At 41.6% G+C, this 17446-nt stretch carries 5 protein-coding genes; all 5 read right to left on the bottom strand.

The features are described from left to right. Positions 1-72: 72 nt before the first annotated feature. The 5 genes from AB4185_RS20730 to AB4185_RS20710 all read right to left on the bottom strand — a co-directional run bounded on the left by AB4185_RS20730 (position 73) and on the right by AB4185_RS20710 (position 17401). On the bottom strand, positions 73-4836 hold the full coding sequence (locus tag AB4185_RS20730; protein WP_372135876.1) for an OmpA family protein: 4764 nt from the start codon (positions 4834-4836) through the stop codon (positions 73-75). Beyond that, positions 4829-6070 (bottom strand): hypothetical protein, encoded by a 1242-nt coding sequence (locus AB4185_RS20725; protein WP_372135875.1) that lies wholly within the window; start codon positions 6068-6070, stop codon positions 4829-4831. Before AB4185_RS20725 ends, AB4185_RS20730 begins: the two co-directional genes overlap by 8 nt. A 23-nt stretch (positions 6071-6093) precedes the next feature. Continuing rightward, on the bottom strand, positions 6094-7749 hold the full coding sequence (locus AB4185_RS20720; RefSeq protein WP_372135874.1) for a hypothetical protein: 1656 nt from the start codon (positions 7747-7749) through the stop codon (positions 6094-6096). An 853-nt stretch (positions 7750-8602) separates the two neighbouring features. Beyond that, a complete protein-coding gene (locus AB4185_RS20715; RefSeq protein ID WP_372135873.1) occupies positions 8603-9844 on the bottom strand; it encodes a tandem large repeat in 1242 nt (413 codons plus the stop codon). Between the two features lie 195 nt (positions 9845-10039). Beyond that, on the bottom strand, positions 10040-17401 hold the full coding sequence (locus tag AB4185_RS20710; RefSeq protein ID WP_372135872.1) for a hypothetical protein: 7362 nt from the start codon (positions 17399-17401) through the stop codon (positions 10040-10042). Between the last annotated feature and the right edge of the window lie 45 nt (positions 17402-17446).

The following is a 17446-nucleotide window of genomic DNA, read 5'->3' as shown; positions in this document are numbered from 1 at the left end:
GGGGAAACGGGAAAATTCTAACTTCTGTTTTAATTGATAAGAAAAGAAAAACCGCCCGAAGGCGGTTTTTTCTTATTTTCCATCAAGCAACCACTTTTTAAGTATTTGCTCTCGTTGTTTCGATAGAGGCATTTCCTTAGCTGAAGAGTAATCTTTCATCAGAGGTTCCGCATTCATCCAAACACTCAAAGGGGTAGCTTTATGCGATATCTTGCTACGAGTTGAATTTGCCACATTGGAATCAGCATCATTAGTCGTTCCCGCAGTATATTCAGAAATGGCGTTAAACTCCTTTTCATTCATTTCATACCATTTTGCGTTGTAGTGGATCTCCCTTGAATTGAACAAAGTTGGCGCTGTTGTACCAACAACTCTTACAGGAAGCTTCTGTGATGAGGCATTTAAAGCTAGTCCAGCTTTTCCATCTATGTCGACGCTAATAAACGGCTTTTCGTTTGTGCGCGCAATAAACGGTCGTAAGCCAACCATCTCTTTTCCTGCTGCATTGGTGTACTTCAACGAAATTTCGACTGCATATAAATCAGTATCTACAAAGTCAGGCGTAAAATCGAATAAATTACCATCCTTAACCACGAGATCACTTACAAGCTTACTCATATTGATAGAAAGATGATCCGATACGTTATTCAGGCTTTGCGGTATTGATTTAGGTTTGAATGACACCTCTTTCTTCTCAAGGTTCACTTCGACCTTTCCTAATGGATACAAGTCGATGTCTTGATGTTCAAAATTGTAGAAGCCTTCTGCGTCGTTTGATTTCAGACGAATGTCCACGGGTAAACGGTGAGGATCAAATCCTCCTCGTTCAAGTGTTTGTTCAACATTTTCAACAGATTTTGTACTGACGATGAGCAACAGTTTGGTTGCTTTTTCAGAGGTATCATAAGATGGCTGCTTCTTCGTCCAACCAATCGCTTCCATTTTATCATCGTGCTCACTACCAGGGATCAGACTCTTAACGCTAGCGTCATAAATATATAAGTTTGCTTTGACGTCTGAAAATAGCTCTGGATACTCGACGACCTTTTTTTCCGTTCTGGCTAAAAAAGTCTTCTCATACAAGAACTCATGCTCTTTAGACATAGTTAAATTAAAGATGGATGCATTATTCGTGCTAGAAGTAATCACCTTATCGTCTTGAGTTTTAAATACGAGCTCTCTTTTGTATGTTAACTTTGATTCCGTTTTACTGACATTTGGTACACCAACCTCTAACAAGTAACGCATTACGTAAGCCGCTGATTGCTGCTCATCCACCTGACCAAACACGGACTTCCATTCTTTACTACCGTAGTCATCAGCAATAGGCTTGATGCCACTCATGATGTTGCATCCAAAGTAATAAGTAGGACTTACAACAACACCGTATAGTGTCGTATCCGTCTCCAACATTTGTTTTTCTGTTAAATACGCCCTCTCAGTTTCAACTAATGATTCCAGTGCAATTTCACGAACATATTCAGTAGTGTAAGATCCAAAATCGTCAAAAAACCTATTTTGTCTCACTGGTCTAACACCGACAGGCACAAGAGTAAGCAAACCTTCTTCTTTGAACTTGGTCAGCGTTTCGTCTTTCATATCTAGAATAACAAGTACTCTAATTGGCATAGTCGGTGAAATTGTCTTACCTTCATTGACTAGTTTTTCAAGCGGATGCCAATTGTCGCCGACCTTAACTGAAATTATATGTTCTGAAAACATCGACTTATCGAACTTAGATAAATCCGGGGCTTTTAATAGAGACTTTAGCTTAGTTAAGCTAGAGTCAGCTATGGTATGTATTGGACAGAATTTCTGATAAACCTGCGATTGTTCAAGCGCTTCCTCCCCCGTCTCAGACTGCTTTGCTCGATAGGTAACATAGCTCGTCATAGCAGAAAAGCTCAACACACTTTCTGAAGCACTGCGATAAATGTTCTTTGTCTCCAGCCAAGCTTCATCAAGATGGAATGAAGGAAGCCAAGTGCCTCCCAGATCCCAATCATCACTTAGAAGATAGGTCTTTATGTAACCTTCAATATCAAGTTCTCTTTGCCCTGATGTTAAGTTACTAACCGCGTGATACTGCGACACATAATTGGGCGCGGCCGTTTCTTTATTCATTTGAGCTTCAAGGAGTAGCAACCGTAACAGCCCATTGAGTGCGATAGCACGTTTGATATATGCCTTGCCAAGTACACTTAACTCATTGAACGCGGGCAAATCACGATAAAGTAGCGCTTGTCCAACAACATCAAATTCAGAGAAACGTTTCTGTTTTTCTTTATATTCTTCTAGCTCTTTATTGAGGATTTTTGCTGCGCCATTTAAAGTAGAAACTAAGGTTTCACCTGACCAATACAACCCATATGCCAAAGCCGCTCCCGGACCCAGCATTGGCGCGGCAAAACCTAGTGCAATGTCAAATGCTTGACCAGAAAACTTCCAAATCTCCTCATGGACTTTCATTTCCGCTAAAACCGCTTTTTGGCGGTTTTTCTCAAGTGCTAACAGCCAACTTCTACAAGCTGGGTATTCAAAAGCGGAGTTAAGATAAAACTTCATTTCCGCTCGACGGCTTAAATGCCTATTACGCGTATCAATATCAACAAAAACGCCTTTCCCGAGCGCAGAAATGCGATGCTCCCACTTAATAGCATCTGCACCAAGCTCTTCTAAAATAGAAGATTTGAGCGCTGCAGCACGTTTTTCTGACAGTTTAGTGTTGTATTCCACCAAGCCGATATCACACGTATAACCTTCAACGTTCAACAACATTTCCGATTCTGTGGCACTCAGATACTTTGCCACTTTTTTTACTAGGTCCTTATCAGAATCGGCAAGTTTATCATTCGCACTATCAAATTCGAAAAACAGCGTGAGATAGCTTGCCTCGCCTTCTTTAGCCTGTTTTTTTTGTGACAACGGTTGACCATTTAGTAATACTCTGTGGCGTACACTTTCATCAGAGAATGCTTCAAGGAGCGCTTTTTTATGTTCCGCTTCAGACTCAAGAAAAACCTGACGATCTTTTTCATCACTCAGTGAAAGCGTAGAGATAACCGATTGTGTTTTCTGTCCATATTCTTTTGACTTATCGATATAGGTATTAAACGCCGTCTCAGAACTCTCAACACCTTTTGGGATTTCAAGACCGCTAGAAACAAGCTGCGCAAAACCAAAAGGCTTATCAAGCACATATTCAATAGCACGAACGGCCGGCTTTAAAGGGGTTAAGATCTTATCGTCAACCTTATGCCAAAAATGCTGTAACGCTGGTGGAATCGTATAAACGCTCGGTAAGGTATTCCCAAGGTGATTTGACCAGTTGAGGGCACTCGCTAAATCAGTAATCGGTGCAAGTGTACCTTGCGCTGGTGGCTTGAGCGTTTGCGCAAAATCTAAGAACCCCTTAGCTTTAGCATCAATACCGACCGCGAGTTTTAACGCATTTAAAAGTTCATCTCCAGCTTGCTCCTTATTCAAACCCGCGCTGAACGCTTTATGGACCGTCGTCATACTGAATGGGTCCATTACGCCTGACGCTGAAGCTTCGATAACCCCTTTATAGTTCCCAATGGAGTTAAGAATATTAATCGATGGTTGAACACCGTTCGCGGCTTTGTTTTCGCTGGTATAGGGGAGGTTTTTACTCCAATCTAGCCAACCTTTAAACGTGTCTGGTGCATGTTGAAACAGTGATTCTTCAACCGATATAGGATCACCGGACACAATGATGCTGCGCCCTGCTATTGAATAAATCGGTAGGTGTAAGACTTGTTCAGACAAAGAGTAGCAATTGTTTGGGAGGCTTAACTCATCAACTTGGGCTAAACTCTCTTCCAATTGGCGTTTTTGATTTTCATCTTCGAGATCTAGGGTGTCTTCCAAGTAAGCATTAATCGTACTCAAATCTATATCAAAGCGGACTAATTGCTTAATTTGTTCATCATCATCTAGGTGACCGCCCGTGATCCAAAATGTGGCTACATATTGGGTTACTTTATCTGCATCCTTGGCGTCACTGGCTTGGTTGGCAATATCAAAGTATTCTACCTTCCTCACTCGGCTGGTGATTTTATTGCCAATGTCCTTAGCATCCCCTTTGATGATTAAGTTTTCCGGCTGTCCAGACAAAGTAACTTCCGCACCCTCAAAATAGTCGGCTGAGAAGAATAAATTGATGGTCCAAACTTGAGGAATGCGCAGATAATGAAAATTATGTTTATAGTTGCCGTTATAAATTTGTTCATACAGGCGTTTATACGCCCCTTTTTTCTGCCCAAACTGCGCTTCTGCCGCTTCAGCTTTATGGATAAAAAACTCGGCTAATTCGGGCGCTAAAAATCGCCTCTCGGCTGCATCCTTACTCAAATCATCTTTGATTTGCCAGTCTTCTACGGAGGACAAGCGGATCTCTTTTCCTTGCGAGGTGACTACTTCTTTAGCTAATTTAGCTAATCTTTCCGGCCAAGTTGTATTTTCAGACATTACCGCAGCGGGAATTAAGTAAGGTGGAATATAGATGGGTTTTAACTTATCTGTCGTGCTAGAAATCAAAAGTGGCGTAGAAGCAAGCTTGTTCCCAACAAGCTCATTAACGGATTGAACCTTGGAATTCCAACCTTGTAGCCGACCTGATGAATCACTGAAGTATAATGGTGACTCATTCTTACTGCTGCTACCGTCCGCAGCTTGAACAACTGCTAGCTCTGGTAGGGCTAGCGCAAAGCCAGGTAATGGATAAAGCCCATTACCGTCAATTGCATCTCCAGTTGGTCCGACTAATTGCCCCATTAAATAGAGAGAGTGCTGTTCAATCTTAGCCCTAGCCATGATTACGCTCCTTTAGTACCGCTTTAGCTTTTTCTAGGTCAGCGTAGGTTGGCAATGGGTAGAGTGACTCACTCCAATTATCCGTCTCTTTATGTTCAATCACATAACGGCTAAAGCCAAAACCAAACGCAGATTTTTTTACACCTTTAGCGCCGTAAAGGTATAACATTTCTGTCGTAGGGCTATTCTCATTTGGCTGGTGTAACACGCGTCTTATATTTCGACCATTAACAGGTACGAACCACATATCACTATCGTTAAAAGCCAACAGATCGACCGTAGCAGGGAAGTTGCCTATTTTTTCAGATGGTCTTCCTGAACGGTATGCCGCACCTCCGAGGCAATAGAAGCCATCTCCATACGTACCGCCCCAAACATTACAATCGTAGCTATCCGGAGTAAAATCACCGCGATCTACCAGTTTTAAGGTTTGGGCATCAAACACAAATGTATTACCGCATTTGGGTACATCGCTCTCACCAAAAGTTTCGAGGTACTCTTCTTTCCTGCCTTTACAGCCAAACCCAGCCAGTCCCGGTTCGTAACTAAAATAGATAGCTTGCTCTGACTGGCTCATATAAGGCTTGGCAAAAGAAGTCAAGTACTCTGCCCATGAACCATTCACATCGGTAAATTTAACTACCTCTTTTGTGTCTAGCTTAACCAGCAGAAGTTCATCTCGTTTTTTTACGACGACTTGCGTGCTGTCTGTATCCCACATAATATCGTGACGAGTTGAGCCATATACCTCACTAATTTCAGTTATTTCACCACTACTTACATCATACAACACAGTACTATTTTTCTGAGGGATAACAAGGTAGCGGCCGTTTGGCGATCGTGACATATATTTAGCATAATCAATCCCAGTATTGGGCGCAGGCGGCAATACCCCCTCAGGGATCAACAATTGAGGGTTAGTACCATCAATGTTTAATGCCCAGTAACTGACCTTGGATTTGTCTTTTCGGTTTTCGATAGAAAACAACACTTGAGGGAGCTTAACATTCTCAGTATTCCAATCCCCAACCTTCGGGTTCTTAGGTATTTCAAAAGAATAGCGGTATCTCCACTTACTTCCATCATTAAATCGCGTATTAATCCGTGACTCTAATTGGTCCGCCAATAATTCTATTCGAGCTTTTTCGTCAAAATAGGGTTTAGTTGCTATGTAACCAACGCCTGCGACAACAACAGTCGTCAAACCCAAGCCGAGTAATATTTTATTTTTCATTCTTAATCCATTTTCTAGTGAGGTTACAACGACCAATCCAGCACTAATGACTCAAAGCGTTGTTTTTCTTCTGTTGTCATACCTTTAGGCTTGTCGTTTGGCAGAGCTTTTGGCGGAGTTTCAGTAGCGCTCTCAGGCTCAACAAATAAATCGTTATAAGCGACCTGATCAAAAAGTACGTGACGGCTATCAGGATCTTGATCATGTACAAGAGACATAGTAAAGATTCCGTCCGATGGTAGCCCGTTTAGTAACGCTTGTTGCCAATCGTGGTCTTCCCCTTCATAAAACTCTAAATCAAAGACATCTTTATAATCGCTATTGTGATCGATCACATAGAGTGAATTCAAAGCGGTAATGCCGGAGGTGCCAACATCCACTCGGAATAATAGACCACTGTTTTTACCATCCACATAAGCGATCACGGTATTGCTCTGGTCATAGCTGCGTACTATGGCTTGCCGGCCGCTCAGCCATGGCATGTCGTCTTCGGTAACTTTGTGGATGGCGGCACTGTCTACATCAGAGGTGAATTCTTGTGCACCGAATGACTGTCCATCACTGTAACTACTTAATTCATCTAATGGTGTGCTAGATTTCTCTAGTAAAGCAGCATCCGATTCTAAAGCTTCAATTTGGGCAAAGCGCTTTTGTTTTGGTGAGAAAATGATCTTGAGTCCATTTTCCCCCTGTTGGGCTTCACCGGATATTTTGTAAGGTGCCCAGAAATGCGCCATGGCAAAACCGCTTGCGCTTCTTTGTATTACCTGATGTGTGTCTTTTTTCTTTTTTTCTTGCTCTAAGGTACGGTAATACTCGACGTCGACATCTTGGTAGTAACCATTCTCGGTTATGGCCATCTCTCGCCAAAGCTTCCCTTTCCAAAAGACATAAAGGAAGCCACCACGCAGATCAGAAGCTTTTGCTTTGTCGTTGCTTCCATCTAAGTAAGCCAATGATCTCACAGGCACCAACACGTTATCCCACTCATCCATCTGAGCTTCTTTATCAACGGGTTGTAGGTCTTCGGCGAGTTTAAGCAAGATCGGCTGAGGCTGGTCAGAACAAGGGATTTTGATATAAAGCGTTTTACCCTCAGTTTCGAGATCTTTAAATGTCGCTAGGCTTCGGTGTTTATTCTCTCGATCTGGCTTACCTACGGTGACTTTTTCTTTTTGAGCCTCAGTTTTACCCAACATCAAACATGCCGCATTGCTAGACCACTGGCCAGCAAACTCAACGACGATTTTATGCTCTGGGGAAGGTTCAACCGGCGAGAAGCTGTAGTGACGTGCCAAAGGTACATCATCGACAACTTGCTGGTAGTTAGCTTTGTGAACGCGCTCTGCAGTACTATTACTCACCCGATCGACATATAACTTCAGTCGGGGGAAGTTTGCTAGCTGCTTACTCGTTAATGGACTGCGTCTCACATTGGATGAAAGACAAACCCAGTTCGCTTTTACAAGTTCTACTCGAATAGCATTAAGCAGGCTGTGGACATTTTTTTTAGCCGACGCAGTAATCTGCTGAACCAGAGTGCTTGGTAACTGAGCCAAGATGTCTTTAGGGGTACGCACACGCGAAAATAGCCCAATACACTCATCCGGAGTTAGGACATATTGAAGATCGTTCGTACTGAGAGACGAACTAGATATAAATTTGCAAACTAAGTGCATTTGGATTCTCCACAACCTACAGGTATATATAGTTGCGGTGATAACTAAGCTGATAAGGCTTAAAAAACGATTTGGTTAAATAAATTCTACGCGTAATGGTTATAAATTTCAATAGATTAGAAGGAGTATCGTCAAAAACCATAACACTAGCAATAAAGCTAATTAAACAGGATAAATAGTCATTTCGTCTGACCAACTAAAAAGGCAAATCAATTTGAACGGATGTCACATAATAGTCATTTAATTGCGTACTTAAGTAAATACTAACTAGACCAAACACACATATCTGGTGGAAGCATTTCATCGATTTAGAAGGTTATATTGAGCATTTTCTCATCTGTAAAAGAGAAAAAAAGTGGGAATAAATTCCCACATAAACTTAGCCAATATAAATAGGATTTATTTTGGAACACTAAATTGGCTTAAAAGGGTGGTACTAAAGTACCAAAATGCAGAACACCACATCAAATAACGATGTGATATAAACACTATATATATTATGCAGTTAATATCAAGATGGCACTTTTCTAGAGATAACACCAAAAACTACTATGCAAAATATCTATGCAATTGCCATTCTGATTGCATCACCAGTTATATTAGTTATCTGACTGAAAATATGCCTAAATAATGAAACAGAAAAAACAAAATAATTTTCATTTCAATGACTCAGCATCACTAAATTAATCAATATTGGGCACTGGTGTGCAATAATTTTCTTAATAAAATTGAGGGTAATAAAAATGATTAAGCCCTGGATACATACTCAAATTCCAACAACCTGAAATACATTTGCAAAAAAGGTCTGCCGAATAGGCAGACCTTTGTCTAATCTTCCATATAACAATTAGTGTTATGCTGCTAGTTTTGTGCCATTGTCGTAAATAAGCAATTGTCGTAATAAGCTTGGCACTACGACCACTGCAGCGCTCACATCCTTACTTAAGGTAAATGTAGATTCAACCAAAGTAGCATCGGCTCCAAGTCCATTAGCACCACGTAGTGACACCATCACAGTTCCACCTTCGATTGGATCAAGAGTCATTTCATATTGCCAAACTCCGTTTTCACCGACCAGCACCTCAGCATCTGAAACTTTAACTCCCCCACTGTCTGTGACACTTAGGCTCAACTTATCACCTTCAGAAAAACGAACCGTAGTACCATCGAGAATCAACGTTGGTGACTCTGATTCGTTAACATCATTACCGCTGTTGATCGCAGAGATGCTAATAGTTGGCGTAATAGGCAGCGAATGTGTGCTATCCGCACCCACATTACCCGATAAATCTTGGTAATCTTTCACCACCAGATCCACCGTCAAATCAGACGACGCAGGAACCAATACATCCCCTGTCCACACACTGGCATCCACACTCTTCGTCAGCGAGATGACCGTACCACCTAACTCAGCACTGGCCGCTTGCAGCGCTTTATCGAACTTAAGGCTGACCGATACGCTTTGACCTATCGCTTGGTGTGTTGGGTTAAACGTCACGCTCGTTAACGTCGGCACCGCTTGCGCGAGCGTAAAGCTTGCGCTTTCGGTGACTTGCACGCCTGAAGCATTGGTGCCCGTCACAATAACGGTGTAGCTGCCGTTCGGTTGATCGCTGATGTCCACCGTACTGCTCCAAGCCCCACCGCTTGCTACGGTCGTAACGCCATTTTTCAATACCGTCTCATTGTCTTGCGCTTTCACTGCCAGGCGAAGCTCTTGACCATCAAAACGGGTCGAGGTGCCTGAGAAGGCCAAGTTCGCGGCATTGCTGCCGTCCACACTGCCCACCGGTGTGATGTCCAACGTTGGCGTGATAGGCAGCGAGTGTGTGCTGTCTTGCGTGCCCACATTACCCACTAGGTCTTTGTATTGCTCTGTAATCAAAGCCACTGTTAATTCATTAGTATCAGGCACTCGAACGTTACCCTTCCAAACTTTCTTATCAGCCGTAGCAGTTAGTGAGTTGATTTGATTACCACCAAGCATGGCCGTTACTTCTTGTAATTCCTTATCAAATTCAAGGGCTACTTGTACATCTTTGCCTACTTGCTGATGCATTGGATCAAATGTCACGCTAGACAGGGTTGGTAACACACCCTCAATCCCCAAAACCAAACTATCCCCTGTACCGGGGATAGTATTTACGCTTTCGTAACTATTATCACCGACTCGTATGGTTATGTTTTTGTTCTGTTTTTCAGGCGTTATGTAATTGACCGACCAAGTTATATTGTCTGTTGTACTCCATGATGCTTGCTTCAACTCGCCTGTATCATTGCCATCACTTGCTTAAATCTCTACATCTGAAAATTCAAATTGATTAACCTCTTCAGTGAAGGTAAACAAAAGTGGAATTTCAACGCCACCAGCCAAAGGCATTGATGCTGCCGTTGATATTGTTAGCTCTGGAATACTTGCTGCTTCAACTTTTGTATTTAGTGACTTCTCGGTCTGGTGTTCAACTAAATCGTCTGCCGTTACATTTATTAGATAATCGCCAGGAGATAAAAGATAACGTATCAAGTAAGGGTCACCGTCTTTGGTCGGTTCTTCAATTGATTGTGGGTTTACCGGGGCATCGGTACCGTTTTCCGCAGTAGAACCAACACTGCTTAGATTTTTATCGAAGACGTATGCTCTTACATCCAAATAATATAGCCCTTCCTCTGGAATCATCGAATCCTGAGTACTGGTGATACTTGAAATGACCGGTGCTTGGTAATCAACAATGGATGCGATGCCTTCAGCATCGTAAGTCTTGTTGAGCACATTAAAGTCAATAATAACTCGCCCGATAGAATCGGTTACGGTTACTTTTTGCATATACTCAGCTTGAGCATCGATATCAAAAGTCATCGTATCTGAAGCTGTTGAAGAGGCTATTTCCCCAGAAAACTTAATCGTGTTACCTGAAACTGGAACCAAATCTATAGCATAGGAAGCAGCCTTTACATCCTCTCCCTCTTCAGAGGTAATGGTGAACGCTTGGCTATCATTAGTAAAAGCAAGCTTACCCCCTTGTAAACTCGTTATTCCATCAAAAGCCAAATCAATAGTTGGTATCCTAATGTCAATATCAGTCGTCTTATTTTGAGTCCAACCTACATTGTCAGTTGCTTCGACATTGACTCGTATCGAATTCAACTCTTCTAACTCAGTTTTTGGAAGATCAAAATAAAGGTGTGAATTGTCGCCAATGTCATCTTTATCAAATACATATTTAGGATTAACTATTGTGTACTTAACCTTTGCTATACCGCTACCTTCATCCCACACAGAAAACTGAAATCTAACTAAGCTAGAATCATCCGGAGATTCATTGAGGGATACAGTGTCGTCAACATTTGGTAGGCTATTATCGACCATTACGCTGACTTCATCGCTTATAGACTCTCCCCATACATCAATAATTTGAATTTTAGGCTTGATAAATTGACCATCTAGTTTGTCATCTAATGGCGCGGTAAACGTCGAGCAAGAATAGTCATCCTCACACTTAGTGAAAGGGCCAAAGTTCTCTGGGTTATCATTCAAATTATATGACGCACCATCTAGAGTTGCGACGACATTTTCAAGATCAGAATTTTGTCCAACCTTCACCTTGAATTTCATTTCAAGGGTCTCACCTCGAATAATAGTATCTTCAGCAGGGCTGGTAATAGCGATTTCTAAATCGCCTTGGGCTGGAAGCAATAATTCTAACGCATGATCCGAACCTAAGTTTCCGGCGACATCAGACAAGTTCTTAATCGTGTATAAGTGCTGTAACGCCCCCGGAGAGAGGATATCGGCATACAACTCTCTATACGTACATGTCGTTATACCCAATTTAGAGCTACAACTATTTGGTTCAAAAGACACATTTAATCGATTTCTTACCAATAACGGTTCGTTACCATCACTAATATCCACACCAGAAAGATTGTCTTTGAAGCTCAATGTTAAGCTCAGAACTTTCTTACCTTCGGCGTTCAAACCAACGTCATTGCCAGTAAATTGATATGTGTCTTGTTCAACCGTAGGGGCATCGATATCCATCATATTAAAGCTGAATTTATTGACTGTTTCAGTATCATTCGTTCCTACTGTTTTCGTTATCAAAACCACAGGTGAAACAGACATATTCACATCAGTTGTAATGCTACACTTATAATTTTCTTGAGGATTAGTTATAACACCTGAATAAGCATTGTTCGAACCATCTTCCGGCACACCGTCTGAGGTGTAATTCTCTCTAACCCAACATTCTAATGTTTTTGCTTTTACCTCACCCGCAGGGCCAAATTCAACATTAAGGGTACTTCCCGATATATGACTTTGGAAGTCAGTCGGTTTTACGATTGACAGAGCAACACCTTGACGTTGCACATTGATACTTTCTGACCGTTCGGAAACAGGCCTTTCTTGTTCAGAGCTATAGCGAACGTTATTATATACTTTGAATTCCAACTGATAGGCACCATCTTCCGTTAGATCTGCCTCTGTCAACCTAGCTTCCCAAAGGCCACCTTTCTGAGAAAATGAGATATTGTTGGTTTGTTCCCCATATTTATAAGTACCTTCAACTAGCGGGATCCCGCTCTCATCTTCAGCATCAATACTTATAATTACAGGTTCAACACGAGTAATTTGTATCTGGCCACCAGAAGAAACTGGCGTGCCATCTTCATATGTGAAAGTAACCGAGTTAATAGTGGGCTTTGAGTTTTGAACTTTAACCACATAATCTATGCTTGTCGTATTCCCTCTAATGTCGGAACCACCTAATCTGATAGTGCGAATCGCACTATCACCATCGTTTTCACCTCTTAAAGGAATCTTCATATCTTCACCAACTAAGGTGCTTGCATCAGAGGGGTTTTCTTTGAAAGTCCAATACTCTAATGTTTCATTGTTAACACCGTCTGATGATGGTGTTCCCCTATCATTTAAATCTTGGGCTGAAAGATTGAATACATAATCACCAAGATAGAAACTTTCCGGATCAAACGCATTTAACTTTAGTAATGGGCCTTCACGATCTAGCAGAACAGTTCTAATTTCTGTTTCAGATTCAAACCCATATTCGTCTAGGGCTTTGAGGTACAGGTTAGCCTTTCTGTCTTCGCCAATCACTATAGTGTCACTTTGCGTTTCTGTAATTTCGATATCAAAGGGCTGCGTTGGATCTTTGGGGTCAATTGAACGTATTGCAGCGTTTTGACCTTGTTGCCAAAGTTCAACCTTAGATACATCAGAGTCGTCAGATACTGATGTAAGCTTTACAGTAAATGCGGTACCAAGAACATAGCTTTCACCTGAATTAGTGTCTAAAACCCAAGGGTCAGCTAATTCAATTACTGGTCCCTTGTTGTCGACCAAGAATTCAAATTCACCACTGTGTGTTCCCGATGGAAAAGAACTGTCTGTTGCTGTTACGTAGAAGAAGTTTTTCTCATTATATTTAAATGCCTCCGCAACTAGTCTCACCTCTACGTTAGGCTGCATGCCTAATAGATACGGCTCAGTACTCTCTTCAGGTTCTGTTTCGTAATGTTGCAAAGTGAAACGCCTGCCAGACTCTGACTTCATATCGACTTCAACCAAACTCCCTGGACTCAAGCTCCAAGTAATATCAGGTACCCAGCTAGTATTACCACCTAAGTGGTTAATAATTTTAGATCCGTTTACTACCGGACCTTTTGAATCAAGTAATACACTAAATTGAGGGGCATTGGTCGTCTGGCGGTTAACTATATTAGACAGATTGTCTTCAGCATTAACATACACCACCCAATTACCATCTTCTGGACTAATAATATTACCTTGACTGCTACATTTGTCTCCAGAGCATAGTTTTACCTTAAAATGATCCTCTGTATTACTTGAAAAATGTGAGTTAGCGTCATAATCATTAGTAACACCGGTTGCCGAGTTGTAGAAAGTGAGCCCTCGCTCGTCCAATTTGTCTCCTACAATATCGTCAATGTTGAAAGTGAGTTCTTGAACATAATTGGTGTTCAAATAGACATTTTCGTCAATCGGATCACCATTACCATCGCTCGGGGGAATATAAGTCGCTAAAGGATAATCATTATCCACATACAAAGTTTCCGTATGTGGTTCCTCTCCATTGTAACCATAGCTATTTCCATGCTCATCCATTGCACTGGTCACAAGTGCAAACTCGACAATCCCTTTGAGATTTGAAGACTCGGTATTAAGGGTAAATAAATACTCTTTTTTATAATTATCACCACCTGACTCTCGAATATTCAGATCAATTGGGATTTCCGTATTCGGTTCAGTTTTCTTATACCACACTGTAACAAATAATGGCTGACTGCCTTCTTCCACGACAATGCCTGACGGATCTTCCAAAATAATCCGTGAATCTAAAACACCAGCAACGTACCGTTTATTTCCAACCCATGTTTCTCGGCCATTTTCGATACTTAGCGAAGGTTGAGGCGGTGATTTATCAATACTTTCGCCATCACCGTCTATAATCTGTTCGCCATCGAGGCTTGGGTTCGCCATTGATATCTGATCGGCGTATCGCTGAGCTAGGTTAGCTGCTACACCATACTTTTCAGTCATAATGTTATAGTATGATTGCGCTAAGTCATTACGGTAAGACTTTGAGCTAAATTCATATGAATCTAGAACTATTTTTTCACCCCCACTACCAATACCGTTAGCTTGGCCATCGTACTGCAAGTCATCATAGATAGCGGAAGCAAAATCAACAGAGTTACTTAGTAGCATATTGTTTATTTGGGTAATGTCATAAATCGCTTCTACTAAAAACCGATGAATATAATTATTAGGCAGTTTTTCCGGAATAGCACCTTTCAATATTTCATTCGTTGCATACGAAACGATCGTTGGGTCGAAACCAAAGAATGAATCGCTTCCACCAGCGAGAGCATATTGTACGTCGTCTAAAATTCGTGCGGCATTCTCTGGAGTCTTGTTTCCAGCTTCAACTTGATTCCATTGAGAGTCAAACAGTCCGGTTTGGTATGTTGCTAGCTCGGTAATATAAAAAGTCTTAGAACCATTAAGTTTAAAGTAGGCACCTATATTCGCGCTATTTAGGTTCACTTGTTCTGATTGTGTACCTGGATCACTCTCCCACTTGTGGTAATACGGTTGCGTATTACCATCAATACCGATTAACCGCACTCGCATAAAGTCGTAGTTAACTACATCAGTTGTTGTTTCACATCCAGCAACATCGAGTGCTTTATTTGTTCCATCACTTTCTAAGTGCTGAATCGTGGTACATCTTCCTAGCGAGGTAAACTCTCCCTTCGAGTTTAATCCCTCCAATTGCACACTAGCCCCGATAAATGGAGTAACGATCGTCATTGTCGGCAAGTCGAAGCTACTACGAAAATAAACTTCTTGCTCAGCACTTTCATTTTCAGACTCGTCAATAGTTTGAATCACTAGTTTTTGACTGCTGTTCTCGGACGTCGAATCGAAGTTGTCACCAAGTATTTCTTTTACAAAAGGAACATAATAGATAACCTCATTTACGTGTCCTTCAGTATCAGAGATAGTTTCGTGGGGTATGTTAGCGGCAGAGGCTACGGTATCGGTTACCTTCTGAAGCACGTAGTTATTATCATTGTTTGCGCTTACTAAATACTTAACAACTAGCTTAAGTTTGTCGGCACTAGATCCTAACCCCATATCCCCGTTGCCATCTGAGACTCTGACACGAACATATGGAATTTTGTTATCTTTGAGGTCGTTGACATTAAAGTCACTAAAATCGACATCGGGAATTGAGTTTAAAATCCCCTTGCTCGCGTAAATGTAATCAATCTTCAAATAATCACGAGTGGATTGAACCGTTTCTGATGTGTAGGTGTCTTGCGTATAAACATCTTCTTTAGTTACGCGTTCCCCATCAACACTAACGTTGACATAATTCATTGGAGCATTCTCTGGGTAGCTAATCACTTGCGCCGGCGCTTGATCATCACGAACGACTTCGTGAACTTCCTTACCAATATTCCCGTTGCTATCGGTGGCTTTAATTTCAAATGTTGTTATCGATACGAATTCATCGGTTGAATATCCCTTACTGAATTCACAGGCACTGCCTGACTCTAAAGTTATATGACCACAAGAAACGCTATCATCTAAACCGCCTTTAAATGAAACCGTTACCGAATCAATCTCTTGCGAGTCTTCTTTTACAGTGCCTTTAAGCACATACTCTTTTGCACTGTTGTTTATAGAACTAGCCGAGGTTACTTCAATTACCGGCGCATTGTTGTCCCATTCAAAGTTTACATAATGGCCAACATCTCGCCCTTGAACTAATTCGTTACCTAAGACGTCAGTCGTATAAAAAACCAAACGTGCCGCAGTTACATTTGAGAGTCCCGTATCCGAATCAACTTCTACCGCGTCAATGGCTTTTGTGTCTACACTTACTTTAATACTTGTTTCTCTAAGACCAGATTCAAAGCCGTCGAATTCCAAGAAACAAAACTCACTACCCGCAGTTTGTTCATCGTCACACTGACTCTCGAGAGACCAGACACCGTCCAGTTGGTATTCAAGGTACGCTGAGACACCTTGAACACCAATTTCATCATTGAGCTTAATATCCACTTTATCGAGGCTTACCAATACATCACTGTCTGTTCTAGACACTGTAGGCGCTTCGGTATCAATTTCGGTTTCGTCGCGAGGTGGGATCACACCGCCAGTACCGCTATTGGTGCCTTGGTCATTAATCTTACGGCTAAACTCAACATAGTCGTCTGCGTCTGTTCCTGAAATATTTAAGTTAGGATCATTGACGACAATTAGAACATGCTGTGCCAAATCGTGAGTGTAAATATCACTAGAGACTTTTTGTTGACCGAAGGTTAAAGGGGTTACCCCTCCCGACACAGTACTTATTTCCAGCCCATCAAGAAGACCATCGGCAATGACATCTCGATATTGGATATCAGCCAAATGCATCGATGTGTAAATATTACTCTGAGTATCACCGTATTTTTGAATTAGGTCGTACGAATAAGAAGAATAAGCGGTTAACAAAGCACCATATTGGTGACCGGATGTAGCAAAACTACTTTGACCACCTTTGGTTATGTCTATCGGTGTAGTTTCATTGACATCGAAACCATACATATCGTTAATGCTATTTAATGCTTCTGAGATAGCAGTAGAGCCTGACACTCCCTTGCCTACTTTGTATTGAGTTAAACCTGAAACGATGTTCGTCAAAGGGGTCAGCATTAAGTTTTGATCACGCCCTTCTTTGTAATTGAGCATGGCTTCTAAACGCAGTGTTTTGCCGTTACTGACAGACACTGTATTTTTCGTTAAGGGATCGGTATAACTGCCTTCTTTAGCTACGATGAAAAGTGGCATCGATGAAGATTCAAATTCAACCTTGTAGTCACCAAAAGCATCGGAAGTCGTACTTGCTAACTTCCTACCTAGGTTTCCATCCTTGTATTCAAACACCTCAATTTTCGCACCGCTCACAGGAGCGTCAAAAACGTTACCTGAGATGCTTCCGGTATTCCTTGCTGGCGGGGTGTTATCACCTCCGCCTTCCCCACCGCCACATGCGCTTAAGATAAGCGACGTAACAATAAGACCTAATGTTGATTTCAACGTATTTTTAGTGAACATAGTTTTCTGGCAGAGTATATTTTTCCGCGATTATATTATCGTCTA

Origin of the sequence: Vibrio sp. 10N.286.48.F5 (assembly GCF_041469785.1) — a bacterium.
Classification (GTDB): domain Bacteria; phylum Pseudomonadota; class Gammaproteobacteria; order Enterobacterales; family Vibrionaceae; genus Vibrio; species Vibrio crassostreae_C.
This window is presented reverse-complemented; position numbering and strand designations above follow the sequence as displayed.